This window comes from Shinella fusca (assembly GCF_014203155.1).
GTDB lineage: Bacteria > Pseudomonadota > Alphaproteobacteria > Rhizobiales > Rhizobiaceae > Shinella > Shinella fusca.
In genome coordinates this window covers 415917-442690 of sequence record NZ_JACHIK010000004.1, presented here as the reverse complement: position 1 = coordinate 442690, position 26774 = coordinate 415917, and the positions used below count along the sequence as shown (strand labels likewise).

Genomic DNA, 26774 nt, shown 5'->3' with positions numbered 1-26774 from the left:
CGCAAGCTTGCCAAGAAGCTGCACCCCGACCTCAATCCGGGCGACAAGTCGGCGGAGGAGAAGTTCAAGGAGGTGGCGGCCGCCTACGACCTTCTTGGCGATGCCGACAAGCGCAGGCGCTTCGACGCCGGCGAGATCGACGCGTCGGGCGCCGAACGGCCGCCGCCGCGCCAGAACTACTACCGCGACTATGCCGGGGCCGATACCGGCCATCCCTATGCCAACACGTCGGGCTTCTCCGACTTCATGGACAGCGACGACATCTTCGCCGACCTCCTGCGGCGCGGCCAGCGGGCGCAGGCCAACCGGCGCGGGCAGGACCTGCACTACCGGCTGGCGATCGACTTTTCCGAATCGATCGCCGGTGCGGGCAAGCGCATCACGCTGCCGGACGGCGGGACGCTGGACGTGAAGATCCCGCCGGGCCTCGTCAGCGGCCAGACGCTTCGGCTGAAGGGCAAGGGCGCGCCGGGCGCGGGAACCGGGGGACCGGGCGATGCGCTGATCGAGGTGGAGGTGCTGCCCGACCCGCGCTTCGAACGGGAGGGCGACGACATCGCGATCGAGCTTGCCGTCTCGCTGAGCGAGGCGGTGCTGGGCGGTCGCATCCGCGTTCCGACGGCGACGGGGGCGGTGACGATGGCGGTGCCGAAGGGGTCGAACACGGGCACGGTGCTGCGGCTGAAGGGCAAGGGCGCGCCGAAGCGCGGCGGCGGGTCCGGCGACCAGTTCGTGAAGCTGAAGGTGGTGCTGCCGAGCCCGCCGGATGCGGAGCTCGAGGCGTTCGTTTCGGGCTGGGCGAAGGGCAAGGCGTTCGACCCGCGCAAGGAGGGCTGACGATGAGGATGGACAAGCAGACGTTCCTGAAGACGTCGGGCCTGCAGGTGAAGGTCCTGGAGCTGTGGATCGAGCAGGAATGGCTGGTTCCCGAAGAGACGCCGACGGGCCTCCACTTCCAGGAGATCGACGTTGCGCGGGTCCGGCTGATCCGGGAGCTGCAGTCGCGGATCGGTGCGAACGACGCGGGGATCGACGTGATCCTGCACTTGATGGACCAGCTCCACGGCATGCGCCGCGCCATGGAAGAGCTCAGGCGCGATATGGCGAAGAAGGGTTGAGTTCGGCCGGCGAACGATATACCTCACCCGGGCGGCGCCCGCGCGGGCCTGCCGCCATCCGGCTTTCCGCAGGGCGCAGACTTCATGCTACGAAAACTCTATGCCTGGACGCTGTCGCTGGCAGGCCGCAAGGCGGCGGAAGCCTGGCTTGCGCTCATCGCCTTCGTCGAAAGCTCCATCTTCCTCGTTCCGGCGGACGTCCTGTTCCTGCCCATGGCGCTGGCGCGGCCGGAGCGGGTCTACCGCTATGCGTTCGTCGCGACGGCGGCGTCCGTGGCGGGCGGTATCGCCGGCTGGCTGCTCGGCTTCTATGCCTATGAAAGCATCGCCAAGCCGATCCTCGCCTTCTACGGCAAGCTGGATACGTTCGAGCAGTTGAAGTCCCATGTCGGGGAGGAGCAGCTCAACCTGCTGCTCGTCACTTCCGGCCTTGCGCACCTGCCGCCGATCAAGGTGGTGACGATCCTTGCCGGCGTCGCGCATGTGAAGCTCTGGCATTTCGTGGTGTCCGCCGTCATTGCCCGGGGCCTGCGCTTCTATCTCCTGGCCTTCCTGCTGAAGCGTTACGGCGTGACGATCCAGGCCTTCATCGAAAAGCGCCTGGGGCTCATTCTCGGCGCCGTCGCCGTCGTCCTCATCGGGCTCTACGTGGCCTGGCGCCTGCTGGCGGGCTGACGCCTCCCCTCCCCTCCCCGGCCTGAGCGGCGGTTGCACGATCCCGCTTGCAATTAGTTTGCATGTCATTTATTTAGTTGGCATGCAAACAATCGAGCCCCGGGCAGCATGACCTCCGATATCGACGATACCCTTTCGACCAGCCGCTTCGGCGCGCTCGTCAGCCTCGCCGCCCGGCAATGGCGGCGGGCGGTGGATGCGCGCCTCCAGGCCTTCGGGCTGACGGAGGCGACGTGGCTGCCGCTCCTGCGGCTCGCGCAGGCGGGAAAGCCCATGCGGCAGAAGGACCTTGCCGCCGTGCTCACGCTCGATACTTCCTCCATGGTCCGCATCCTCGGCAATCTCGACGCGGCCGGCCTCATCGAGCAGCGGCCGGACGATGAGGATCGCCGCGCCAAGGCGATCAGCGTCACCCCTGCGGGGCTGGCGCTGGTGCGGCAGGTGGAGAGCGTTTCCGAGGATGTCGAGCGCGAGGTGCTGAAGGGCCTGCCTTCGGGCGATGCCGATGCGGCGCGCCGCGTCCTCGTGGCGGTGTGCCGCCGCCTGATGGCGGCAAACGAAGGCGACAGAAGATCATGACCGTCGTTTCGAGCCATGGCGGCCCGCGGGCCGGCACCGTCCGCACGCCGCTCTGGCTGTTGGCGCTCATCACGCTCAGCGGGACGCTGGCGATGCACATCTTCGTGCCGGCGCTCCCCGTTGCCGCCAAGGCGCTCGGGGCGACGACGCACGCCACGCAGCTCACGCTCAGCACCTATATCGTCGGCCTTGCCGTCGGCCAGCTCGTCTACGGCCCGATTTCCGACCGCTACGGCCGCCGCCCGGTTCTGGTCGCCGGCATGCTGCTCTACACGGCGGCGAGCGCGGCCTGCTTCTTTGCGCCGACCATCGGCATCCTCATCGTCGCCCGCCTGTTCCAGGCGCTCGGCGGCTGCGCGGGCCTCGTGCTCGGCCGGGCGATCGTGCGGGACGGGGCCTCGGGCGCCGAGGCCGCGCGCAAGCTTTCGCTGATGAACCTGATGACGATGGCCGGTCCGGGCCTTGCGCCGCTGCTCGGCAGCGCGCTTGCCGAAACCACAGGCTGGCGCTCCATCTTCGTGGCGCTCACCGTGCTCGGCCTTGCCAACCTCGTGCTGATCCACGGGCTGCTCAAGGACGGACCGGCGCAGCCGGGCAACGACGTGCGGCAGGTCGCCCGCAACTATCTCGCCCTGCTGCGCTCGCGCCCCTTCCTCGGCTACACGATCGGCGGCGGCTGCGCCACGACCGCGCTCTATGCCTATATCGGCGCGGCGCCCTTCATCTTCGTCGACCAGTTGCACCTGCCGACCTACGAGGTGGGCGTATATCTCGCCATCAACGTCGCCGGCATCTGGTTCGGCAGCCTTGCCGCCAGCCGCGCCGTCAGCCGCATGCCGACGACGCGGGTGATGGTCATGGGCAATATCGTGAGCTGCGTTGCGGCCGCATTCTTCTTCGCCGCTGCGCTCGCCGGCCCGCCGAACGCGGCCTTCGCGGTCGTGCCCATGCTGTTCTTCAGCTTCGGCGCGGGCTTCGCCTCCCCCGCCGCGCTGACGGAGGCGCTCGGCGTCAATCCGCAGGCGGCCGGCTCCGCCTCCGGGCTCTACGGCGCGGCGCAGATGGCGATCGGTGCGGCCTGCACGGCGCTCGGCGGGCTCGGCGGCAACCCGATGCTGGCGGCCGGCAGCGTCCTTCTCGGCGCGGGGCTGCTCGCGCAGGCCTGCTTCTGGCTCGCCGGCCGGAGCCGCGCCTGAAACGGCCCTCTATATGCGCCTTTGCTTGCGAAGGGGATGAATTCAAAGAGGGATTGTCTTTACCCGCACTCTCGTGATTGAATTTCGAAAGAGAACAATCACGATGGAACGGGGAACTTTCATGAAGAGCGAAAACATCACCATGCGCATGCGTCCGCTGCTGGCGGGGGCTGCCTTCTCGCTGCTGCTGGTTTCCGGCGGCATGGCGCCGGCCTTCGCGGAAACGCCGGCCGACACGCTGGTCGAGGCCTGGGCCATCGACGACACGATCACGCTGGACCCGGCCGAATCCTTCGAGCTGTCGCCGGCCGAGTTCATCGGCAACGCCTACGACATGCTGGTGCGCCTCGACATCAACGACACCACCAAGGTCAAGGGCGGCATCGCCGACAGCTGGACCGTCTCCGACGACGGCCTGACCTATACGTTCAAGCTGAAGCCCGGCATCAAGTTCGCCTCCGGCAACCCCATCACCGCCGAGGACGTCGCCTGGTCGTTCGAGCGCGTCGTCAAGCTCGACAAGAGCCCCGCCTTCATCCTCACGCAGTTCGGCCTGACGGGCGACAACGTCGCGGAAAAGGCCAAGGCCGTTGACGACGGCACCTTCGTCTTCACCGTCGACAAGGCCTATGCGCCGAGCTTCGTGCTCAATTGCCTCACCGCCACGGTCGGCGCCGTGCTCGACAAGAAGCTGGTGATGGAGCACGCCGAAGCCACCACGCCGAACGACGAATACAAGTACGACACCGATTTCGGCTATGCGTGGATGAAGACCCACTATGCCGGCTCCGGCCCGTTCTCGATCCGCGACTGGCGCGCCAACGAGATCGTCGTCATGGAGCGCAACGAGAACTACTACGGCGACAAGCCGGCGCTCGCCCGCGTCATCTACCGCCACGTCAAGGAAAGCGCGACCCAGCGCCTGATGCTGGAAGCCGGCGACGTCGACGTCGCGCGCAATCTCGAGCCGGGCGACCTGGAGGCCGTTTCCAAGAACCCGGACCTGACGACCGCCAGCGCGGCCAAGGGCACGGTCTATTACATCAGCCTCAACCAGAAGAACGAGAAGCTTGCCAAGCCCGAGGTGCGCGAGGCCTTCAAGTACCTCGTCGACTACGATGCGATCGGCTCCACCCTGCTCAAGGGCGTCGGCGAGGTCCGCCAGACCTACCAGGCCAAGGGCGTGCTCGGCGCGCTGGAGGAGAACCCCTACAAGTTCGACGTCGCCAAGGCGAAGGAGCTTCTGGAAAAGGCGGGCCTCAAGGACGGCTTCTCCGTGACCTTCGACGTGCGCAACACGCAGCCCGTGACCGGCATTGCCGAATCCTTCCAGCAGACCGCCGCGCAGGCCGGCGTGAAGATCGAGATCATCCCCGGCGACGGCAAGCAGACGCTCACCAAGTACCGCGCCCGCAACCACGACCTCTATATCGGCCAGTGGGGCATGGACTACTGGGACCCGAACTCGAACGCGGAAGCCTTCACCTCGAACCCGGACAACGGCGACGACGCCTCCCTCAAGACGCTCGCCTGGCGCAATGCCTGGGACATTCCGGAGCTGACGGAGCAGGTCAAGGCCGCCCTCCTCGAGCGCGATTCCGACAAGCGTGCCGAGCTTTACAAGAAGCTCCAGCAGGAAGCGCTCGAAACCAGCCCCTTCGTCATGCTCTACCAGCAGATCGAGGTTGCGGGCGTGCGCGGCAACGTCAAGGGCTACAAGCTGGGGCCGAGCTTCGATTCGAACCCGCTTGCGCCCATCTCCAAGGACTGACCTGAAGGATCCGCTCCTTGAGCATGAGTGAAACGCAAAGGCCGGCAGGGCGCGCGAACCGGCGCGCCCGGGCGAGGCTGAAGGCGGTGGCCGGCTTCCTGCTGGTCGTCGCCACCACCTATCTCGGCCTCGTCGCCGTCACCTTCTTCATCGGCCGCGTCGTGCCGATCGACCCGGTGCTGGCGATCGTCGGCGACCGCGCCCCGGCGCGTGTCGTCGAGCGCGTGCGGCTGGAGATGGGACTGGACCTGCCCTACTACCAGCAGTTCTGGCTCTACCTGAAAGGCGTGCTGCAGGGCAATTTCGGCACGTCCGTCCTCACCACCAACCCGGTGATGACCGATATCCGCCGCGTCTTCCCGGCGACGATGGAGCTTGCGACGGTCGGCACGGTCATCGGTGCGGTGATCGGCATTCCGCTCGGTGTCCTGGCGGCCGTCAGGCGCGGTAGCGTCGCCGACCAGGTGGTGCGCATCGTCGGCCTCATCGGCTATTCGGTGCCGATCTTCTGGCTCGGGCTTCTGGCGCTTCTCGTCTTCTATGCCCGCCTCGGCTGGACCTCCGGCCCCGGCCGCATCGACGTGGTGTTCGAATACACTTTCACGCCGATCACGGGTTTCTATCTCCTCGATGCGATCCTCGCCCGCGACTGGGCCGTCTTCCGCGACGTCCTCTCGCACATCATCCTGCCGGCCTCGCTGCTCGGCTATTTCTCCATGGCCTATGTCAGCCGCATGACGCGCTCCTTCATGCTGAACGAACTGGGGCAGGAATATATCGTCGCGGCGCGCGCCAAGGGGCTTTCGGAAACCCGCATCATCTGGGGTCATGCGCTGCGCAATGCCGCCGTGCCGCTCGTCACGGTGATCGCGCTTTCCTATGCGGGCCTGCTGGAGGGCTCGGTGCTGACGGAGACCGTCTTCGCCTGGCCGGGCCTCGGCCTCTACATCACCAATTCCCTGCAAAACGCCGACATGAACGCGGTGCTCGGCGGCACCATCGTCATCGGTTCCGTCTTCATCGCCATCAACCTTCTTTCCGACGTGCTCTACCGCATGCTCGACCCGAGGACGAGGACACGATGAGCGAGACCGCCATGACCCGCCGCGAATGGCTCCTGACCGACCGGCCGCAATCGCGCCTGCAGGCCCGGCTCGGCCGCGCCTATGTCGCCTGGCGGCGCTTCACCGCCAACCGGCTCGCCGTCATCGGCCTTGCGATCATTCTCGGGCTGATCGTCCTTGCCGTCTTCGCACCCGTGCTTGCGCCGCATTCGCCCTATGTCGGCGACCTTGCCAATGCGCGCCTGATGACGCCGGGGCCGGGCCATTGGCTCGGCACGGACGACCAGGGCCGCGACATCCTCTCGCGCCTCATCTACGGCTCGCGCCTCACGCTCCAGGTGGTCGTGCTGGTGGCGGTCATCGCCGCGCCCATCGGCCTTCTCGTCGGCACGGTCGCCGGCTATGCGGGCGGCTGGGTGGATGCGGTGCTGATGCGCATCACCGATATCTTCCTCGCCTTCCCCAAGCTCGTGCTGGCCCTCGCCTTCGTCGCTGCGCTCGGCCCCGGCATCGGCAATGCCATCATCGCCATCGCCATCACCTCCTGGCCGCCCTATGCGCGCATCGCGCGGGCCGAGACGCTGACCGTGCGCAATTCCGACTACATCCTTGCCGTGCGGCTGATGGGCGCTTCCCCCTGGCGTATCGTGCTGCGCCATATCATGCCGCTCTGCATCTCCTCGCTCATCGTGCGCGTGACGCTCGATATGGCCGGCATCATCCTCACGGCCGCCGGCCTCGGTTTCCTCGGCCTCGGCGCGCAGCCGCCGCTGCCCGAATGGGGCGCGATGATCGCCTCCGGCCGCCGCTTCATCCTCGACCAGTGGTGGGTCGCCGCCATGCCGGGCTTTGCCATCCTCATCGTCAGCCTCGGCTTCAACCTGCTCGGCGACGGGCTGCGCGATGCGCTCGATCCGCGGGGAAGCGGCCAGTGAGCGCGCTTCTGACCGTCGAGGACCTGCGCGTCACCTTCCCCACCCGCACCGGCATCATCGAAGCGGTGCGCGGCGTCTCCTTCACGCTTGGCCGCGAACGTCTCGGCATCGTCGGCGAGAGCGGCTCCGGCAAGTCGCAGACCGGCCGCGCCATCATGGGCCTGACGCCAGAGCATGGCGTGATCACGGCCAAGCGGCTCGATTTCAACGGCATCGACCTCCTGAAGGCCTCGAAGGCCGAGCGGCGGGCGCTGCGCGGCAAGCGCATCGCCATGGTGCTGCAGGACCCGAAATATTCGCTGAACCCGGTCATGACCATCGGCCGGCAGATCGTCGAGACCTTGCGCGCGCATGAGCCGGTGAGCAAGGCGGAGGCCCGCAGGCGCGCGCTCGACATGCTCGCCGCCGTGCAGATCCGCGACCCCGAGCGCGTCTTCGACCTCTACCCGCACGAGGTCTCCGGCGGCATGGGCCAGCGCGTGATGATCGCCATGATGCTGGTCGCCGGCCCCGAGCTGCTGATCGCCGACGAGCCGACCTCGGCGCTCGACGTGACCGTGCAGCTCGAAGTGCTCGCCATCCTCAACCGTCTGGTGGCCGAGCGTGGCATGGGCCTTATCTTCATCTCGCACGACCTTCGCCTCGTCTCCTCCTTCTGCGACCGTGTCATCGTCATGTATGCCGGCCGCATCGTCGAGGAACTGCCGGCCGCACGCCTCGCCGAGGCCGAGCATCCCTATACGCGGGGCCTTCTCAACTGCATGCCCGAAATCGGTGCGGACCGGCATCCCCTGCCCGTGCTCGAACGCAAAGCGGAGTGGAAAGAATGACGCCGGCTCTCGCCATCGACGGCCTTCGCGTCGCCTTCGACGATTTCGTCGCGGTGGAGGATGTCAGCCTCTCCGTCGCGCCGGGCGAATCCTTCGGCCTCGTCGGCGAATCCGGCTCGGGCAAGTCGACCCTGCTTCGCGCCGTGGCGGGGCTCGCGCCCGTTACCGGCGGCACCATCGCGATTGGCGGCAAGGTGCTGGGCGACAGGCGCGACAAGGCCTTCTACCGCACGGTGCAGATGGTGTTCCAGGACCCCTACGGTTCGCTGCATCCGCGCCAGACGGTCGACCGGCTGCTGCTGGAGCCGCTGGCCATCCACGGCTTCGACGATACGGAAAGCCGCATCGTGCGCGCGCTCGACGAGGTGGGCCTCGGCGCGGGCTTCCGCTTTCGCTATTCGCACCAGCTCTCCGGCGGCCAGCGCCAGCGCGTGGCGATCGCCCGCGCGCTGATCCTCGAGCCGTCCATCCTTCTCCTCGACGAGCCGACCTCGGCGCTCGACGCCTCGGTGCAGGCGGAGGTGCTGAACCTGCTCGAACAGCTCCGCGCGGCGCGCGGGCTCACCTTCGTCATGGTCAGCCACGACCTTGCCGTCGTCACCCATATGTGCGACCGGCTGATGGTCATGCAGAACGGGCGGGCGGTCGAGCAATTGACCGCCGCCGACCTTGCCGCGCGCCGGGTGACGCAGGACTATACGCGCGGCCTGCTGGCCGCCAGCGAAGGATTCCGCCGAACCGCCTGAAGAAGTGCAGCGCGGCCTTGCAAAAGGCAAAGCGGACGCTGTACTGGTCGAAAGGCCGGGATGGCGGCGTGTTGCCGCGTCCGGCGGGTCATTCTGGCGGAGAGTATTCGGGCCGCGACGCGCGGCGCCGGCAGACAGCATAGCGAAGGTGGGACATCATGGAAATTCTGACAGCGGCCGGCCTGACGGCGCTCCTGCAGGTGATTGCGATCGACCTGGTCCTTGCGGGGGACAATGCGGTGGTCATTGGCCTCGCCGCCGCGGGGCTCGATCCCGCGCAGCGCAAGAAGGCGATCTTCGTCGGCATCATCGCCGCCACCGTGCTGCGTATCCTCTTCGCCACGGTCGCCGTGCATCTCCTCGCCATCATCGGCCTCTTGCTTGCCGGCGGCCTCCTGCTGCTGTGGGTGTGCTGGAAGATGTGGCGCGAGCTGCGGGCCACCGGCCATGAGGATGAGAGCGGCGTCGATGTCGAGAACGCGCCGAAGAAGACCTTCTTCCAGGCCGCAACCCAGATCGTCGTCGCCGACGTCTCCATGTCGCTCGACAACGTGCTTGCCGTCGCGGGCGCCGCGCGCGAGCATCCGAGCGTGCTGATCCTCGGCCTTGTGCTCTCCATCGCGCTGATGGGCATTGCGGCCAACTTCATCGCGCGCCTGCTCAGCAAGCACCGCTGGATCGCCTATGTCGGCCTTGCGATCATCCTCTATGTCGCGCTCGACATGATCTATCGCGGCGCGATGGAGGTCATGCCCTACCTGCCGGGTGCGGCCGCCTGACGGCGGCCGTCAGGCGAAGACATGCGCCCTACCCGCGACGTCGAGGCGCACCAGGTCGCCCGGCGCCGGCAGGGCGACGCTGGACGTCTTGATGAGGATCGGCGGCAGGGCGACGTCGGCGAGCGCCACCGCCACCGTGCAGACGGCGCCGCCGAACTGCACGTCCACCACGCGCCCGCCGTTCCGCGGCGAGGCGCTGTCGGCGATGACGCGGATCTGTTCGGGCCGGAGCATGATTTCCGCCTTGCCGGCATGATCCCCCTCCACCGCCACATGTCCCAGCGCGCAGTCGGCGACGCCGTCGCGGATGAAGGCGGGCAGCAGTACCGCATCGCCGAGGAACAGCGCCGTCTCGCGGTCGCGCGGATGATGGTAGAGCGTCTGTGGTGAACCTGCCTGCACCAGCCGGCCCTCGCGCAGCACCGCCACCTGGTCGGCGAAGGAAAGCGCCTCGGACTGGTCGTGGGTGACGAGGATCGCCGTGATGCCGGCCGCCTGGAGCACGCGCGAGACGGCCTTGCGCATGTTTTCCCGAAGGCCCGTGTCGAGCGCCGAGAAGGGCTCATCGAGCAGCATCAGGCGCGGCCGGCGGCCGAGCGCGCGGGCAAGCGCCACGCGCTGCTGCTGTCCGCCGGAAAGCTGGTGCGGCCTGCGCGTTGCCATGGCGTCTTCCAGCTCCACCATTTCGAGAAGCTCGGCGACGCGCCTTGCCCGGTCCGGCGCACCGCGCTCGAAGCCGAAGGCGATGTTGTCGGCAACGCTGAGGTGGGGAAAGAGCGCGCCGTCCTGCGAGACGATGCCGATGCCGCGCCGGTGCGCGGGCACGCCCGCCGGCCCGTTTGCCAGCAGCGCGCCGTCGAAGCACACGCGGCCGCTGTCGGGAAACTCGAAGCCGGCGATGATGCGCAGCAGCGTCGTCTTGCCCGAGCCGGAAGGGCCGACCACCGCCGCGCGGCTGCCCGCACCGACGGCGAAGCTGACGCCGTCGAGCGCCTGCACCGTGCCGTAGCGCTTGGAGATGTCTTCGAGGTCGAGCAGCGTCATTGACCGGCCGTCCGTTTCGATTGGGCATGGAGAAGAAGGGTGAGCGGCAGCGACAGCGCCACCATCATCACCGCATAGGGCGCGGCGGCGACGTAGTCGATCTCGCTGGTCAGCGACCAGAAACGGGTGGCGAGCGTTTCCACCCCGTTTGGCGCGAGCATCAGCGTCGCCGTCAGCTCGTTGGTGATGCCGAGCGCGACGAGCGCGACGCCGGCCGCAGCGCCCGGCGCGGCGAGCCGCAGGGTGACCTGCCGCAGGGCCTGCCCGGGCGTGCGCCCGAGCGCCATGGCCGCCCGCTCCAGCTCGACGGGCGCCTGCGCGATGCTGGCGCGAAGGCCGACCAGCGCGCGCGGCAGGAACATGAGCACATAGCCGGCAAGCAGCATGGCGAAGGTCTGGTAGAGCGGCAGCAGGAAGCGCACGGTGATCGACACCAGCGCCAGCGCCACCACGACGCCCGGCAGCGAGCCGACATAGTAGTGGCAGGCTTCGAGCAGCCGTTGCAGCCGGCCCGGCGCGCGCACCGACAGCCAGGCCATCGGCACGGCGGCAATCGTCGTCAGCACTCCGCCGGCAAGGGCGAGCACGAGGGTCTGCACCACCGCGCCCGTCACCGCGCCGTCCCAGATGGCAAGGCCCCCCAGCCAGAGCCAGCGGCCGAGCGTGATCAGCGGCACGCCGAGCGTCAGCGCTGCCATCGCCGCGGGCAGCAGCAGGGCGGGCAGGCGGAAGCGGCCGAGCTTCTGCCGGTCGGCCGGCCGTGCCGTGCCGGTGCCGACGCGCGCATAGCGCTCGTTGCCCCGCAAAAGCACTTCGAGCGCCAGCAGGAAGAGGCAGCAGGCGACCAGCACGCCGCCGATCATGTTGGCGGCCGGGCTGTTGTAGGAGGACTGGAACTGGTCGACGATGGCCGTCGCCAGCGTGTCGAACCGGATCATGGCGAAGAGGCCGTATTCGGAAAGAAGATGCAAGCCGATCAGCAGCGAGCCGCCGCAAAGGGGAATGCGCAATTGCGGCAGCACCACGCGGAAGAACACGGCGGCCGGCGCAAGGCCGAGCGAGGCGGCGGCATCCTCCACCGCCGGATCGAGGCGGCGCAGCGTGGCGGCGACGGGCAGGTAGAGGAACGGATAATAGGCGAGCACCGCGACGAAGACGCCGCTAGCAAGTCCGTGCATGCTGGGGATCAGGCTGACCCAGGCATAGCTGTGCACGAAGGCGGGCACCGCGAGCGGCGTGACCGCCAGCCACGCCCACAGGCGGGCGAAGGGAATGTCCGAGCGCTCCGTCAGGAAGGCCGTGGCGACCGCGACGATGATGGACAGCGGAATGGCGATCAGCTCGAGATAGACGGTGTTGAGGACCAGTTCGCCGACGCGGGGGCGGAAGACGAGGGTCTTCACCGTCTCCCAGCCGACATCGTAGGTCACCCAGCCGATGAAGCCGAGGGGAACGAGGCTGAACAGCGCTATCAGCGCGGCCAGCACCACCATGGGCGCATGCGGCACGCGGGCGTCCTGCCGTCGCTGCGCCGCGGGCCACGCCGTATCGAGTGCCTCTGCCGTATTTTCCTGCAACAGGCCCATGCCCTCATGCCTGAAAGAGAAGACCATTTGCGTCTTGTGCGACGCCAGCCCCCTGCCCTAAGGATTTCTTGACTAAAACGCAATGGTTTGTAATGCGGCAGGCCGGCGGGTGACGAGGCCTTAGCGGATTTCCCGAGCCGGCGGCCTGCCGGATCTTCTTCTCGCAATAAGTTGAATGTCATTTTCAGGTTTTTATGCCAGTATCGCGGCGCCGGTGGGAAAAGGCCGGCATCCGTCTTGAAAAGGAGAGCAGTATGAACAGATCGATCCGGACCGCGCTGACGGCGCTGTCGTTGCTGATGGCGGCCGCCTCCGGCGCCGCGGCCGAGGATTCCGAGGGGATCGTCGTTTACAATGCCCAGCACGAAGGGCTCGGCAACGCGTGGATCGAGGCGTTCACCAAGGAGACGGGCATCAAGGTCACGGTGCGCAAGGGCAGCGACATGCAGATCGCCAACCTTCTCCTTCAGGAGGGCGACCTGACGCCCGCCGACGTGTTCCTGACGGAAAACTCCCCGGCCATGGTCCTGCTCGACAATGCCGGGCGCTTTGCGCCGGTCGACAAGGAAACGCTCGACCAGGTCCCGGCCGAGTACCGCCCGGCCGACGGCATGTGGACGGGCATCGCCGCCCGCTCGACGGTCTTTGCCTATGACAAGACGAAGCTGACCGAGGACAAGCTGCCGAAGTCGCTGCTCGACCTTGCCGATCCCGCCTGGAAGGGCCGCTGGGGTGCTGCGCCCGCCGGCGCGGATTTCCAGGCGATCGTCGGCGCCCTGCTGCAGCTCAAGGGCGAGGAGACGACGGCGTCCTGGCTTGCGGCGCTGAAGGAAGGCGCGACGCCCTACAAGGGCAACAGCGTCGCCATGAAGGCGGTCAATGCCGGCGAGATCGAAGGCGCGGTGATCTATCACTACTACTGGTTCGGCGACCAGGCGAAGACCGGCGAGAACAGCAACAACGTCGCGCTGCACTATTTCAGGAACCAGAATCCGGGCGCCTTCGTCAGCATTTCCGGCGGCGCGGTGCTCAAGAGCACCAAGCACCCGAAGGAGGCGCAGGCCTTCCTCAAGTGGGTCACCGGCAAGGGCGGGCAGTCCATCCTCAAGGACGGCGATTCCTTCGAATATGCCGTTGCCGGCGAATCCAACCCCAAGCTGGTTCCGCTGAAGGAGCTCGACGCGCCGAAGGTCGAGGCCTCGACGCTCGACAGCAAGAAGGTCGTGGAACTGATGACGGCCGCCGGCCTTCTCTGAAGCCATCTTCCCGGGATTGAAGCGCCGCGCGGTCGCAGGATCGCGCGGCGTTTTCTTTTTCCGGCTCAGTCGGAAAGGACGGCGCGGATTCAGCGCGCATGACGCGCCCGGCACCCTTGATGCATGTCAGGACCGCGTCACGCCGGCAAAGCCCTTGCCGAAACGCTCGCGCACCTTGCGGGCGAAGGCCGAGACGGTGGCCTGGTCCGCGGAAAGCGCTGTCACGAGGACGAATTCCACATCCTCCAGCGGCGGCAGGGCCGGCGGGGGGATTTCGCGCAGGCCCGCCGGGGCGAGACTGCGCGGCTGGACGAGGACGCCCATGCCCGCGCGCGCCGCCGCGGTGAGCCCGCTGAGGCTCTGGCAGGAGCAGACGATGCGCCAGGGCGTTCCGCTGCGCTCCAGCGCTTCCATCAAAAGGAGGCGGGTAAGGCTCGGCGGCGGAAAGACGATCAGCGGAAGCGCGGCTTGGCGAGCATGGCGTCCGGATCGCTCGCCAGCCAGACGAGCGGCTCGCGGACGATGGCCTGGCCGCGCTGCTCGCCGATGCGACGCTTGGCCATGACGAGATCGAGTTCGCCGCGATCCTGCATCTCGGCCAGCGTCTTGGAGAGCGCCACGGAGAGCTGGAGGTCGACGGAGGGATAGTCGGCGATGAAGTCCTCCAGAAGGCCCGGCAATTGCCCGCTGACGAGGTCTTCCGAAATGCCGAGCCGGAAGGTGCCGCGCGGCCCCTCCCCGTCGAAATGGGCGACGGCCTGCCGTTCCAGCGAGAGAAGCTGGCGGGCGTGGGGCAGCAGCGCCTCGCCGTCGGCCGTCAGCCGGACGGCGTGGGTATCGCGATCGATGAGCCGGCGCCGGAGGGCGCGTTCCAGCCGCTGGATGTGCTGGCTGACGGTCGACTGGCCGAGGCTGAGCCGCTCGGCCGACAGGGTGAAGCTTCTCGTCTGCGCCACCATGACGAAGCTGCGCAACTGCACGAGGTCAAGCATATCGCGATTCCCGATAAGTGTTATCGTTTGCATCGCGAAACAGGATAGCTAGATTGCAAGGCCTGTCGAGACCTGCTGATCGAGCGCCATGAAACGCCTCCTGCCCGATACCTTCACCCTCCTCCTTCTCGGGACCGTGCTGCTTGCCTCCCTTCTGCCGATTTCCGGCGGGCCGGCGGAATGGTTCGGCGTTGCCACCAATCTCGCGATCGCCCTCCTCTTCTTCCTGCACGGCGCACGGCTCTCCACCGACGTGGTGATCGCGGGCGTGCTGCACTGGCGTCTCCAGCTCTTCATTCTCGTGGCGACGTTCGGCCTCTTTCCCCTGCTCGGCCTCGGGCTCGGCGTCTTCTCGCCCTGGCTCATCGACCAGCCGGTCTATATGGGCCTTCTCTTCCTGTGCGTCCTGCCGTCGACGGTGCAGTCGTCCATCGCCTTCACCTCCATTGCGGGCGGCAACGTGCCGGCCGCGATCTGCGCCGCCTCGACCTCCAATATCCTCGGCATCTTCCTGACGCCGGCGCTGATGGCGCTCTTCTTCTCGACGGGCGGACAGGCGGGCATCTCGTTCGACATGATCTGGAAGATCATGCTGCAACTCTTCCTGCCCTTCGTGCTCGGGCAGGCGCTCCAGCCTTTCATTGGCAACTGGGTGCGCGCCCGCAAGAAGCTGCTGATGCCCTTCGACCGCGGCTCCATCCTCATGGTCGTCTATCTCGCCTTCTCCGAGGCCGTCACGGAGGGCATCTGGCACCGGCTCGCATTGCAGGACCTTGCGCTCATCGTCCTCGTCGACTGCCTGCTGCTCGCCGCGGTTCTGGTCATCACGAGCATCGGCGGCCGCCTTCTCGGTTTCAGCCGGGAGGATTGCATCACCGCCGTCTTCTGCGGCTCGAAGAAGAGCCTTGCGAGCGGCGTGCCGATGGCGAGCGTCATCTTCGCCGGGCAGCCGATCGGCGTGATCGTGCTGCCGCTGATGCTCTTCCACCAGATTCAGCTCATGGTCTGTGCCTGGCTCGCCCGCATCTATGCCGACCGGCAGAAGGCGCTGGATGCCGCGCCTGCGGCCGCTTCCTGAGGCTGCGGCAAATCCGATCCCCTCCCCTTCCCCGGATTGGAAAAGCGGTGCGTCCACGGCGCGCCGATTTTTCTTGTGAAGTCGTCTTCCCATTCGTTATATTCAAATAAATATAACGAATGGGATAAGCATGCCGACCCTGCCCCGCCTCGTACCGCCCCGTTCTCCGGCCCTCGCCGTGCCCCTGCCCTTCCCGGCCCTGCCGGAAGACGGCGCGGCGAAATCCGGTGCGCAGCGGTTGCGCACCTGGGAAATCCCATCGACGTTCCATTGCTCGATCATCGGCACCTGCCTGACCACCGGCGAGTTGCGCCAATTGCTGATCCGGGCCGGGCAGGAGGACGCGCGCACGGCGACGGATCACGCCTTGCACGGCCGGGGCGTGCGCCTCGCCGGTCAGCGCGACCAGGCCGCCCGGCTTCTCAACAAGGCACTCGACAGGCGCCATGAGAACAGCATCCGGCGCCTTCCGCGACAGGCGGGCGAGGAGACGCTTCGCGCGATCTGGCGGGAGAGTTTCGACCGCGGCGACATTGCCGGCCCCTACTGGGCGCTGATGAGCCATCCGGCGAGCCCGCCGGCCCTCGTCCGCGAGATATTCGGCGAAGTCCACATGCTCTCGCACCTCGTCGGCAGTGCCAGCCGCCTCGACATCGCACGGTTGACCCTGCTGGAAAGGGAACTGGAGGCGGAGAAGGACAGGAGCCGCCGGCAACAGGCACGCCTCAAGGCCGCAGCCGCGGAGCGCACCGGGCTGCAGCAGCGCGTTGGCGAGCTCGAGGAATGGATCACGCGTGCGCGGGCAAGCGCCATCGCCGCCGGCCGCTCGACGCGGGCAGGGGAGCGCAGGCGTTATGCTGAAGAGGATGCCGGAGCCGCCCGTGCCGACGCCCTCGCCCATCGCCTTGCCGAGGCGGAGGAACGCGGCCACGCCTTGCAGCGCGAACTCGAGCAGTTGCAGGATCTGTCCCATTCGATCCTGCGGGAGAACGAGGCGCTGGAGGCGGCGGTCGCCGCGCAGCTCCAGGCGGGCAGGGGCGTGGCGCCGCCCTCCCCGGCCGGCCCGGTTCTCTATGTCGGCGGGCGGCGCAATCTCTTCGATCACCTGCGCGCCTATGCCGAAAGCCGCAATGTCGAGCTCCTGCTGCATGACGGCGGCATGGAGGACAGCACGACGATGCTGCCCGCGCTCGTGGGGCAGGCGGCGACGGTCCTTTTCCCCGTCGACCATATCAGCCATACGGCGGTGGGCCTGGTGAAGCGGCTTTGCCGCCAGCAGGCAAAGCCCTATCTGCCGCTCCGCTCGGCGGGCCTTGCGAGCTTCCTCGCCGCGATCAGCGGCGCCGGCGGCGCCTACAGCCAGCCATAGGCGCTTTCCAGGCGATCACGCGATGGACGGATGCAGGACGGGCCGATACCCCACCCGGAGCGCGCGCAGCGTCGACGGCGGCGTGACCAGCCGGTCGGCTTGCTGAAGGCGCTGTGCCGGCGCGTATCCTTCTCGTGTCCAGCGATGGGCGAGGCCGGCCCGGAGCGTGAAGGCTTCCGCGCCGACACTGACCACCGTGCCATCCGGAAGCGCCGCAAGCGGGGCTGGGATGGGGTGCAGGCGCTTGCGGCCGCCCTCAAGGCGCTCCCGGTGGAGGACTGTGTCCATCTCGCTCGCTCGCGGCGGAGCCTTGCCGCTTTCCGCCGCCCAGCAGGCACGGAACCGTTCCGCCTCCTGCCTGCGGCAGAAGAAGCAGGGGCGGTGGCCCGCGGCAAGCGCGACAGCTTCGTCGAGGAAGAACAGCTCCGTCCAGCTCCGCACGCCCATCACGGTGCGCCGCTGCCCCTTGTATTCGCAGGCGCAGACGATCCAGGCCTTGCTCGTCCAGCGACGGGCCAGAAGGGTCTTCGTCGCCGGATCATGGATGATGCCGCGATTGCCCGTGAAGAGGCCTCGCTGCTCTATGGCAAGGATATCTCCGAAGGGTGTCACGCGGTTTTGAAGCGACATGGCATGCGGCCCGTCGATGTGCTGTTTCTTCGCCCATCGCACACGAGCTTGCCGTGTAGTGCAAGCCCCTCCCCCGATTTCCGGCGCCCGGCCTTGCTTTCGTCTCCGGCAGGAAGATCATCCGGTGGCGGGCCGCACCGATTCGCACGAAAGTCCCTGCTTTCTACCCGTTCGTGCCGCCGGAAAGACTGAAGGTGCCCCCTTTGCACCCTTCCGCTGCATCCCTCTCCTGCTGCGGAAAGGAGAGTATCGGCAAGGCATTAGCGTCCGCCGGGAGCAAGGCGTGGCAAAGAGCGGTGGATGCCTCCACCTAAACCACTTGCCCCCCCTAGAGAATCGCTCATAATCACGCTTATTGGGCTCTTTACGGCCGAAAATCGTTATCTGAGAGAATGACCGTTCATGAACGCTAATCCGAGCGCTTCGCTGCATGCTCCGATGAACTTCGAAGACCAGATCCTCGAACAGGGCGATCTGATCTCGAAGAAGCTGCATCTGCTCAGCGTGCAGCGGTTCCCGCCCAATGCGAGGAAGACCCTGCGGTCGTTCTCGCTGGCGGAGGTCGCCGCCTATGTCGGGGTGTCGCAGAGCACGCTGAAGAAGCTGCATCTCGACGGCAAGGGCCCCTCCCCGCAGACCTCCTCGTCCGGCCGCCGGTCCTACACCGCCGAGCAGATGCTGGAGCTGCGCCAGTACCTCGATGCGCATGGCCGTTCGGAAAGCCGCATGTATGTGCCCCATCGGCGCAGCGGCGAGAAGCTGCAGGTCGTTGCCGTCGTCAATTTCAAGGGCGGCTCCGGCAAGACGACGACAGCGGCGCATCTGGCGCAGTATCTCGCCCTCACGGGGCATCGCGTGCTTGCGGTCGACCTCGACCCGCAGGCGTCCCTCTCGTCCCTCCACGGCTTCCAGCCGGAGCTGGATCAGGTCGCCTCGATCTACGATGCCATCCGCTACGACGGCGAGCGCAAGCCGCTGGCCGATATCATCCGGCCTACGAATTTCCCGGGGCTGGATATCGTTCCGGCCAATCTCGACCTACAGGAATACGAATACGACACCCCGCTCGCCATGGCCGACAAGTCGTCCAACGAGGGGCGCACCTTCTTCACCCGCATCTCGCGGGCGCTGGCCGATGTGGACGACCGCTACGACGTGGTGGTGATCGACTGCCCGCCGCAGCTCGGCTACCTGACGCTGACCGCGCTGACGGCCGCAACGAGCGTGCTCATCACGATCCATCCGCAGATGCTGGACGTCATGTCGATGGGCCAGTTCCTGCTCATGCTCGGCGGCATCCTCAAGCCGATCCGTTCGGCGGGCGCGGAGGTCAATCTTTCCTGGTATCGCTACCTCATCACGCGCTACGAGCCGACGGACGTGCCGCAGGCGCAGATGGTCGGCTTCATGTCGACCATGTTCCACGAATTCATGCTGAAGAACCAGATGGTGAAGTCGACGGCCGTTTCGGATGCCGGCATCACCAAGCAAACCTTGTACGAGGTCGAGCGCGCATCGATGAACCGCGCGACCTACGACCGGGCGCTGGAATCGCTGGACGCGGTGAACGGCGAGATCGCCGATCTCATCCACCGGGCATGGGGACGTTGATTTGTCGGCTGACAAAAACGACGTTTAATGAAGGAAAAACAATAGGCTGAAGCCTATCGGAGAATGAAGGAATGGCGCGGAAGAATCTTCTCGAGGGCTTGGCCACTCTGACGGACGACACGGCGAGCCCATCGTCCTATCCGATGCGCGGGGCGGGCAAGTCGCTCGTCCGCTCGCTGGACGAGCTCGCCCGGCAGGCCGACCGCTTCCTGGAGGGGGAGGCGGTCGTCGAGTTCGATCCCGATCTCATCGACGATTCCTTCGTGCAGGACCGCCTGGCGCAGGACAACGACGATTTCCGCGAGCTCGTCGAGGCGATCCGCAGCCGCGGCCAGGATACCCCCATTCTCGTGCGTCCCCATGCGAGCCTTGCCGGGCGCTACCAGGTGGTCTTCGGCCACCGCCGCCTTCGCGCCGCGCGCGAGCTCGGCCGCAAGGTGAAGGCCGTCGTCAAGACGATCGACGATCGGACCCACGTCATCGCCCAGGGGCAGGAGAATTCCGCCCGCGCCAACCTGACGTTCATCGAGCGGGCCCTCTTTGCGCGCCGGCTCGATGATCTTGGCTACGACCGCGAGGTGATCTCGGCGGCGCTTGCCGCCAATGCGGCCGCCGTCTCGAAGATGATGTCGGTGACCGAGCGCATCCCCGCCGACGTTATCCACGCCATCGGCGAGACGCCCGGCATCGGGCGCGAGCGCTGGGTGGAGCTGTCGCTGCTGGTCGGCAAGGCCTCCAGCCTCGGCAAGGCGCGCGAGCTCGCCGGTGCGCCCGGCTTCCGCGACCTGCCTTCGGACGAGCGCTTCCTGTCGCTGTACGGCGCGCTCAATACCTCCGCGCGCACCGTGAAGAAGACGGAGCCGGCGGCGGGCAAGGCGAAATGGGAGCCGCAGGACCGCGCGGTCGTCGCGGAGATCAAGAACAGCGGGAAGGTTTTCTCGCTTTCGATGAAGGCGAAGAACGCCGTGCGTTTCGGCGATTTTCTGTCACGCAATCTGGATGCGCTCTATGCGCAGTTCCTGGACGAAGAAAACAGGGGAGACTGAACAGCAAAAGAAAAAGGCCCCCAAGCGGTTGCCCACGTGGAAGCCTCTCTCAGATCTAAGCACTCCGAGAATCGCATTTCCACGAATCACAGTCAAGAGTCTTTGGCACCGAATTTGGTGAGCGGATTTCTTTTGCCTTCTGGAAGGTGAAGAAAGATGCAGAGTGGACATGTGACGACGCCCTTCGGGCGGCGGCCGATGACGCTTGCGCTGGTGAAAGGCCAGTTCGAGACGGCCAATATCAGGAGCGGGAAATCCGCGGACAAGTGGAAGATCTATCGGGACGCCTGCGACGCGCGCACGCTGCTTGGCGTGCGGGACCGTGCGCTTGCCGTTCTCAACGCGCTTCTCTCCTTCCACCCCGAGGTGGAATTGAAGGAGGGCGACAACCTCGTCGTCTTTCCATCCAACGCGCAGCTCTCGGCCCGGGCGAACGGCATTGCCGGCACGACGCTCCGTGAGAACCTGGCGCTCCTCGTCCAGGCGGGCCTCATCCATCGCCAGGACAGCCCGAACGGCAAGCGCTACGCCCGCAAGAGCAGGGACGGGGCGATCGAGACGGCCTACGGCTTCAATCTCGCGCCGTTGCTTGCCCGCGCCGAGGAGCTGGCGCAGATGGCACAGGAGGTCGCCGAGGAGCGCCGCCGGCTGAAGATCGTCCGGGAGCGGATCACCATTACCCGCCGCAACATCCGCAAGCTCATCTCCGCCGCCATGGAAGAGGGCGCCGGGGGCGACTGGGCGTTCGTGGAGGACCAGTATCTTGCGGCCGTCGCCCGCCTTCGCGCAGCAAAGACGCTGTCCGATCTCGCAGACTGCCTCGACGAGCTTTCCCTGTTGCAGGAGGAAATCTCCAACATGCTGGAAGATTTGCTTCTTTCTCAAAAAACCGACGCCAATGATGCCGAATGGCGTCAGCACAAACAGAATTCAAATCCCGAATCCAGCAATGAACTTGAACCTCGCTCAGAAGACGAGCAGGGCGCGAAGCCGGCGATCCAGAACGAACGCCGGCATGAGCCGCTGAAGGCGTTCCCCTTGGGCATGGTGCTGCGGGCATGCCCGGATATCGCGATGTATGGCCCGGACGGTGCCATTTCGCACTGGCGGGACCTGATGACGGCCGCGGTGGTGGTCCGCTCGATGCTGGGGGTCAGTCCCTCGGCTTATCAGGAAGCCTGCGAGGTCATGGGGCCTGAAAATGCCGCGGTCGCCATCGCCTGCATCCTCGAAAGGGCAGGGCACATCAGCTCACCGGGCGGCTATCTGCGCGATCTGACGCGAAAGGCCGCGCGCGGCGAATTCTCCCTCGGCCCGATGCTCATGGCCCTGCTGCGGGCGAACGGCAATAGGGATAGCGTCGGGAATGCCGGATAGCGCCATGTGGGTTTCATCGGCCGTTTGCGAAACTCTACAGTCCGGCAGCCTTGGTAAGGTTGATGCGGAACCTGTCGCGCCGGCGCTGGTAGCGGCGGGTCATTTCGGCGGACGCGTGGCCGAGCTGCTTCTGGACGTGGCGTTCGTCGACTTCGGCCGAGGAGGCAAGGCCGGCGCGCAGCGAATGGCCGGCGAATTTCTGCCCGCGCTCGGCCTCGGGAAGATCGCCGCGCACGCCGGCGGCCAGCGCCGTCTTCCTGACGAGGCGGGCCACCTCCTGGTCGTTGAGCCGGTCGGGGCCGACGTCCTTGCCTTTGCCGGTCACGCGGCGGAAGAGCGGTCCTCTGGCGATCCTGGCAAAGCGGATCCAGGTTTCGAGCGCGACGACGGGGCAGGTGGCGTCGCAGGAGCCGCGGCCGATCTCCACCTCGCGCCAGCCGGTCTTGCCGCGCAGTGTCAGGAGCAGGCCCCGATCGAAGATTTCGACCCAGCCGCGTCCATCCTCGCTCTGGTCACGCCCGAGGTCGAGGCCGGTGATTTCCGAGCGGCGCAGGCCACCGGCAAAGCCGATCAGCAGCATGGCCCGGTCGCGCAGGCCACGCAGGCTTGCCCGGTCGAGCGTCTCCAGCATGGCGATCAGGTCTTCCGGCAGGATCGCCTCCTTCTGCCGCGGCGGGGCGGCATGCCTGTTGCGGATGCCGGCAAGGACGGTGGCGATGGCGCGGTCCCTGCGGTCGAGCTTTTCTCCGCCGCGCTGGGCATAGTTCCAGCAAAGCGACGACAGCCGCCGTTCGATGGTCGAAACGCTCATCGGCCTGCCGGCGCCTGCAGACGTGCTTGCGGCGCTGCCGGCGGCGCAGGCGGTGATGTAGAGGCCGACGACCTGCGGGTCGGCAGGAAGAAGCGGAAGGTTCTGCCGCCGGCACCAGGCGGCAAAATGCTTCCAGTCGGAGGCATAGGCGCGCCGGGTATTGGCGGAGGCGGCGGCCTCGACATAGGCGCGGGCGCGATCGGTGAGATCCTGCAGATGCGCGGTCGCGCCGGAACGGCCTTCCGGGGAAGGGGAGGGGAGGGCGGCCGACACCGGCGCAAGCGAAACATTAACCGCAAGCGCTGTATTATCCGCCGGCGTAGCGTGTTCCGGAGCGGGCTTTTCGCTGTTCTGCTCGATGGGAGAGGTCATTTCCTCATAGGACGGCATAATGAACGATAATGCAAGATTATCGTTCGTTATAATGGTTCGACAAGCCGTGCGGTTTTATGGGTTCTCCGTAGCCCTAACCGCACGATTGCTGTAGTCTTCCCGGCATGGATTCGCGCGCCATCTCCGTTCCGGTCCCCGCATCGCCTTTGCCGCACATTCCCGGCTGGGCGCTGTCGCGCGGCCGCGAGCCGGGAGACCTCGATGCCGCCTTTGCTACTGGCATCGCCTTGAAATCGCTGGACGATCTTGTCCGCGCCGCACCCATTTGGGCCGGTTGCTGGCGCGCGCGACAGGCGCTGAAATGCGCCGCCGCCGCGATCCGGCTGATGGGCCGCAGCGAGGATGAGGCAGCGTTGCGTGATGCCGTGCTGCTGACGGCGGCCGGTGACGATCCTGGCCCGGCTGGAAAAGTGTTCTTGGCCACCAAGAGGTTTTCTGCGCGAAAACCCGGCTTTTCGACGAAAAGCATGATGGAACTGGCCGATCTGCTGGGCCTCGTCCGGGATGAGCGGCTTGCCGAAGCCGTCGACCATGGCGACAGGATGCTACAGGCCGGGCGGCCGGCCCCCTTCGCCGCGGCGGACCTGGTGTCGGCGATCTGCGCAGCGCGCCCGGATGCCGAGCCGCTGGCGTGGGTGTTGGCCGATGGGCTGATCGCCGTAATGCTGAAATGGGATTTTGCTGTGCCGCTGCTGATGGCCGAGCGCTACGGCCCGGCCTTCAAGACGCTCGGGGGCAGGGGACGCGTGCGCCCGGGCGATCCGGCCTTTGCCCGGGCCGTCTGCCTTGCCCTGACCGAAGGAGCCGGCGCGGCGTTGCGTTCGGCATCGGAAATCGCCCGCCGGGCGGATGCGCTTGTCGTCGCCGCGCCGAAGGTCCGCACCCGGGGCGCCGACGCGGTCATCGCGAAATTGCTCGAGGACGATGCCGTGCCGGCTTCGGCCCTGGGCAGCGGCCTCTCGCGCTGGGCGGCGACCCGGCTGTTCGACCGGCTGGAAGGCTTTGGCGCCGTGCGGGAGCTGTCCGGCCGCACCTCGTTCCGGATCTATGGGCTGTGACGATGGTTGAACCGGACGCAAGCGGCACGCGGCGAAACCGCAGATCGTCACCGGAGGACGAAGTCCTCTTGGATCGGGAACTGGCCGAACTGCCGCCGGCCCTGCGCTGGCGCGAATGGATGCTGCGGGTGGAGGCGGTGATTTTTGCCGCGGCAGAGCCGGTCAGCCGGGAGGCGTTGGCCCGTGTCGTCGGCAGGGACTGCAGCATCGACCTCCTGATCGACGACCTGCGCGCGGAATTGCGGGACCGGTCCTACGAGATCGTCGCCGTTGCGGGCGGCTGGCAGCATCGAAGCCGTTCGGCTTACGCATCCGCGATCCGGGCGTCGCAGACATCAACGCGGAATGCGGCGCCTGTAATGTCCGACTTCGAGGCCATGGTGCTGATGGCCATCGCCTATTTCCAGCCGATCACCCGCGGCGACCTGTCGAAAATCTTCGGCAAGGAGGTCAGCCGCGACACGATTGCGAGCCTCCGCAATGCCAGTTTCCTCGCCTCCGGCCCGCGCAGCCCGACGCCGGGCGCGCCCTACACCTATGTCACGACGAAGCAGTTCCTCTCAGCCTTCGGCATGCAGACGCTGCGCGATCTGCCCGACATCGAGGCGCTGGAGGATGCCGGGCTGCTCAGCCGGAAAGAAATGGTAGAGATTTCAAAGTATGGGCAGGATACAACAGACGAAAGCTAGGCCGTATCTACCGTACCAGCATTCGCAGATAGAGCCCGTCCGCAACGTTGGGCCACCGTCGATAACAGTCAGGCCGAATTCAGGTGGAATGTGTAGGATTCCTAGCCCTGTAGCAAACTCAGTTTCTATTCGTTCTGTGCGATTCCATATCGATAGCGAGTTAATGTAGTGGTGGTGCTGTCGAAATTTACAATACCACTCGAGTTCGAATAATTCCTGTCGAGCAAACATCTCTGCGAGAGCTAGGCTTGGCTGGTGTTGTCGGTGGGCTGGTGAGCGTCGTTTCAGGGCGTTTCATTCGGCAAGCCGAGCTGGGCAAGGGTGCGATTGATGCTCTGGCGGGCACGCAGGTAGATATCACTGGTATTGCGGGCGGGCAGGGAGATGTTGCGCACCGTGGATTGCGGCCTGATTTCCATCGCTTTGGCAAAGGCGTTCTTCGCATCCGCGGTTCGGCCGAGATTTTGATAGGCGGCGGCGAGCAGCATGTAGGCCCGGCCGGATGCCGGCGTGATGGCAACCGAGCGCTCCAGCCAGGTGACGGCGTCTTCGTTCCGGTCCATCAGGAGGCTCGCCCAGCCTGCGCCCAGCATCCACGTCCACCGTGACACCTCGGGTGTGTCGAAACGATCCGCTTGTGAAAAGACAGCAAGCGCATCGGCGAAACGGCCCAGCTGAACGTGCGTCATGCCGAGATGAAAGAGTGCCGTCCCGTCCCAGGGATTGGCGGTAAGAACCCGCGCACAGGCGACCAGGCTTTCGGAAAACTGGTTTGTTACCGTCAGGAAGCGACAGTAGGCGCCCAATATGGCGACCGCGTTGGGCCGCGCCTTCAATGCCCGCTCCAGAAGAACGCGGGCGTCTTCCTCGGCCTCGAGGCTTCTGGCCGGATCGTACCAGGCCATCTGCACGCCACGCAGGCGAAGTGCTGCGAGCGCGACCTGCAGATCGACATTGTCGGGATCGGCGGAGAGGCTCTTTTCGAGGATTGCAAGCGCCGTCGCGAAGCGTTCCTGCGTCGTCTGGTTGATCGAGGCTATCGCCTGACGTATTGCGACGTCGCCTGCGGGGTCGCGTGCTGCCTGCCCTTTGAGCTGAAGACTGTTCAGCCTGTCAGCGAAGGCATAGCCGGCGCGCGCCGCCAGTCTGGTTTGCAGCAACTGCGCGCTGCCCTCTGCCGCATCCGACGATATCTCAGCAACGGATTCAATGCGCCCGCTCGCAAGATCAACGAGGCGGGCCTGATAGTGCCATGATTGCTCCTCGCGACGCAGTTCTCCCTGGATTTCGTATGTCGCAGCCTGTTGCCCCGCCGTGTGCGGCCCCTCCTGTTCGATCAGGTCGATGCCGTCGATCTTCGAAAGCCCGGCGACGAGCTGGGTAAGAATCCCCTGCGACAAGGCGGTACCCTCTGCATCTCCGGCATCATGAACGATCGGACGAACACTGACCGAGGGCGGAAGGTTGTTGAAGGCACTACCGTGCAAGAAGAATGCGGCGATCGCCACAACCAGGAGCAGGACAAGCACAGCGGGAACAACATGCCTGCGGTTGCCGGGAGCACGGCCGGCAGAGGTTTGCGGTGGGGTTGGTGCACCGTCCTCCGGTTCGGTGCTATTTGCTGCAGAGACGTCGACAGCGAACAGATAACCACGACCGGACACGAGCCGGACCATTCGCCGGTCGTCGTCACCGAGCGCGATTCGGATTTCACGGATGGCCTGAAAGAGGCTGTCTTCCCCGACATGGATACCTGGCCAGACGGCGTCCATGAGCTCCGATTTGGCGAGCAGGTGTCGCTGGTGCGTGACAAGGAAACGCAGAAGCTCGAAGGCCTTAGGGCGCAAGCGTACCAGTTCACCGTTCGGGTCTCGTACTTCCCTCCGGTCCGGATCCAGCGTGAATCCCGAAAAACTGTACACGCTTCCCCCAAAGCTGCTGGCCGCAATGGCGACGCACCATAGAGAGGCTGAAGCGCTACCGTCAACACGCGTTGGGAGAGAGCATTTCGGTGTGGTTTCTGCCATGGCCCGCATGGCATCTTCCCGCAATTTCAGAAAAATTTCAGAATCTTTCAGACGTTTGCGCCGCCGCGTTCAGGACCGCATCGGCCGACCTGGCCTAGGGTTTTTCACGCGCGG

General features: G+C 66.3%; 24 protein-coding genes and 1 pseudogene. 19 read left to right on the top strand and 6 right to left on the bottom strand.

What is annotated here, in order from left to right:
• The 11 genes from HNQ66_RS09085 to HNQ66_RS09035 all read left to right on the top strand — a co-directional run.
• On the top strand, positions 1-837 hold an 837-nt coding region (locus tag HNQ66_RS09085), incomplete at its 5' end, for a DnaJ C-terminal domain-containing protein (protein WP_184143259.1).
• 2 nt (positions 838-839) lie between these two features.
• Positions 840-1118 carry a chaperone modulator CbpM gene (locus HNQ66_RS09080; RefSeq protein WP_246434240.1) on the top strand — a complete coding sequence of 93 codons (279 nt, stop codon included), beginning with the start codon at positions 840-842 and terminating at the stop codon, positions 1116-1118.
• An 84-nt stretch (positions 1119-1202) separates the two neighbouring features.
• Complete coding sequence (locus HNQ66_RS09075; protein WP_184143257.1) at positions 1203-1793, top strand: YqaA family protein; 591 nt, start codon at positions 1203-1205, stop codon at positions 1791-1793.
• A gap of 108 nt (positions 1794-1901) precedes the next feature.
• Entirely contained in the window at positions 1902-2372 is a 471-nt protein-coding gene (locus HNQ66_RS09070; protein ID WP_184143255.1) for a MarR family winged helix-turn-helix transcriptional regulator, read from the top strand.
• A complete protein-coding gene (locus HNQ66_RS09065; protein ID WP_184143253.1) occupies positions 2369-3568 on the top strand; it encodes a multidrug effflux MFS transporter in 1200 nt (399 codons plus the stop codon). The genes HNQ66_RS09070 and HNQ66_RS09065 overlap by 4 nt, the downstream gene beginning before the upstream one ends.
• Before the next feature lie 121 nt (positions 3569-3689).
• Entirely contained in the window at positions 3690-5339 is a 1650-nt protein-coding gene (locus tag HNQ66_RS09060) for an ABC transporter substrate-binding protein (RefSeq protein ID WP_246434239.1), read from the top strand.
• Positions 5340-5362: 23 nt separating this feature from the next.
• Complete coding sequence (locus HNQ66_RS09055; protein ID WP_184143301.1) at positions 5363-6424, top strand: ABC transporter permease; 1062 nt, start codon at positions 5363-5365, stop codon at positions 6422-6424.
• A complete protein-coding gene (nikC, locus tag HNQ66_RS09050) occupies positions 6421-7338 on the top strand; it encodes a nickel transporter permease (protein WP_184143251.1) in 918 nt (305 codons plus the stop codon). The genes HNQ66_RS09055 and nikC overlap by 4 nt, the downstream gene beginning before the upstream one ends.
• Complete coding sequence (locus HNQ66_RS09045; RefSeq protein ID WP_184143249.1) at positions 7335-8168, top strand: ATP-binding cassette domain-containing protein; 834 nt, start codon at positions 7335-7337, stop codon at positions 8166-8168. The genes nikC and HNQ66_RS09045 overlap by 4 nt, the downstream gene beginning before the upstream one ends.
• Positions 8165-8914, top strand: a complete 750-nt coding sequence (locus HNQ66_RS09040; protein WP_184143247.1) for an ABC transporter ATP-binding protein — start codon at positions 8165-8167, stop codon at positions 8912-8914. Before HNQ66_RS09045 ends, HNQ66_RS09040 begins: the two co-directional genes overlap by 4 nt.
• Positions 8915-9072: 158 nt before the next feature.
• Complete coding sequence (locus tag HNQ66_RS09035) at positions 9073-9693, top strand: TerC family protein (protein WP_184143245.1); 621 nt, start codon at positions 9073-9075, stop codon at positions 9691-9693.
• 9 nt (positions 9694-9702) lie between these two features.
• Here the strand turns inward: HNQ66_RS09035 and HNQ66_RS09030 are convergent, their stop codons facing one another.
• Positions 9703-10737, bottom strand: a complete 1035-nt coding sequence (locus HNQ66_RS09030; RefSeq protein WP_184143243.1) for an ABC transporter ATP-binding protein — start codon at positions 10735-10737, stop codon at positions 9703-9705.
• Positions 10734-12230: an ABC transporter permease gene (locus HNQ66_RS09025; RefSeq protein WP_246434255.1), complete on the bottom strand. Its 1497-nt coding sequence runs from the start codon at positions 12228-12230 to the stop codon at positions 10734-10736. Before HNQ66_RS09025 ends, HNQ66_RS09030 begins: the two co-directional genes overlap by 4 nt.
• A 347-nt stretch (positions 12231-12577) precedes the next feature.
• Here HNQ66_RS09025 and HNQ66_RS09020 point away from each other — a divergent pair, with 347 nt between their 5' ends.
• Positions 12578-13579 (top strand): iron ABC transporter substrate-binding protein, encoded by a 1002-nt coding sequence (locus HNQ66_RS09020; RefSeq protein ID WP_184143239.1) that lies wholly within the window; start codon positions 12578-12580, stop codon positions 13577-13579.
• A gap of 126 nt (positions 13580-13705) precedes the next feature.
• On the opposite strand, the pseudogene HNQ66_RS09015 reads toward HNQ66_RS09020, so the two are convergent.
• A pseudogene (locus tag HNQ66_RS09015) lies at positions 13706-14538 on the bottom strand (LysR family transcriptional regulator).
• A 121-nt stretch (positions 14539-14659) separates the two neighbouring features.
• On the opposite strand from HNQ66_RS09015, the gene HNQ66_RS09010 reads away from it, so the two are divergent.
• Both HNQ66_RS09010 and HNQ66_RS09005 read left to right on the top strand, forming a co-directional pair.
• Positions 14660-15649 carry a bile acid:sodium symporter family protein gene (locus tag HNQ66_RS09010; RefSeq protein WP_184143237.1) on the top strand — a complete coding sequence of 330 codons (990 nt, stop codon included), beginning with the start codon at positions 14660-14662 and terminating at the stop codon, positions 15647-15649.
• Between the two features lie 130 nt (positions 15650-15779).
• Complete coding sequence (locus tag HNQ66_RS09005; protein ID WP_184143235.1) at positions 15780-17018, top strand: DUF2325 domain-containing protein; 1239 nt, start codon at positions 15780-15782, stop codon at positions 17016-17018.
• A 15-nt stretch (positions 17019-17033) separates the two neighbouring features.
• Here HNQ66_RS09005 and HNQ66_RS09000 read toward each other — a convergent pair whose 3' ends face one another.
• Positions 17034-17648, bottom strand: coding sequence for a hypothetical protein (locus HNQ66_RS09000; RefSeq protein WP_184143233.1), 615 nt, complete (start codon positions 17646-17648; stop codon positions 17034-17036).
• 402 nt (positions 17649-18050) lie between these two features.
• Between HNQ66_RS09000 and repA the strand changes: the two genes are divergently transcribed.
• The 3 genes from repA to repC all read left to right on the top strand — a co-directional run bounded on the left by repA (position 18051) and on the right by repC (position 21682).
• Positions 18051-19259, top strand: a complete 1209-nt coding sequence (gene repA, locus HNQ66_RS08995; RefSeq protein WP_184143231.1) for a plasmid partitioning protein RepA — start codon at positions 18051-18053, stop codon at positions 19257-19259.
• A gap of 71 nt (positions 19260-19330) precedes the next feature.
• On the top strand, positions 19331-20305 hold the full coding sequence (gene repB / locus HNQ66_RS08990) for a plasmid partitioning protein RepB (protein ID WP_184143229.1): 975 nt from the start codon (positions 19331-19333) through the stop codon (positions 20303-20305).
• Between the two features lie 156 nt (positions 20306-20461).
• Complete coding sequence (gene repC, locus HNQ66_RS08985; RefSeq protein WP_184143227.1) at positions 20462-21682, top strand: plasmid replication protein RepC; 1221 nt, start codon at positions 20462-20464, stop codon at positions 21680-21682.
• Positions 21683-21716: 34 nt separating this feature from the next.
• Here repC and HNQ66_RS08980 read toward each other — a convergent pair whose 3' ends face one another.
• The gene (locus tag HNQ66_RS08980; RefSeq protein WP_184143225.1) at positions 21717-22865 is read right to left on the bottom strand and encodes a tyrosine-type recombinase/integrase; all 1149 of its coding nucleotides are present in this window, start codon (positions 22863-22865) and stop codon (positions 21717-21719) included.
• 125 nt (positions 22866-22990) lie between these two features.
• On the opposite strand from HNQ66_RS08980, the gene HNQ66_RS08975 reads away from it, so the two are divergent.
• Both HNQ66_RS08975 and scpB read left to right on the top strand, forming a co-directional pair.
• Positions 22991-23944: a DUF1403 family protein gene (locus tag HNQ66_RS08975; protein ID WP_184143223.1), complete on the top strand. Its 954-nt coding sequence runs from the start codon at positions 22991-22993 to the stop codon at positions 23942-23944.
• A 2-nt stretch (positions 23945-23946) separates the two neighbouring features.
• Positions 23947-24633, top strand: a complete 687-nt coding sequence (gene scpB, locus HNQ66_RS08970) for an SMC-Scp complex subunit ScpB (RefSeq protein ID WP_184143220.1) — start codon at positions 23947-23949, stop codon at positions 24631-24633.
• 284 nt (positions 24634-24917) lie between these two features.
• Here scpB and HNQ66_RS08965 read toward each other — a convergent pair whose 3' ends face one another.
• Complete coding sequence (locus HNQ66_RS08965; RefSeq protein WP_343059461.1) at positions 24918-26555, bottom strand: winged helix-turn-helix domain-containing protein; 1638 nt, start codon at positions 26553-26555, stop codon at positions 24918-24920.
• Positions 26556-26774: the final 219 nt, after the last annotated feature.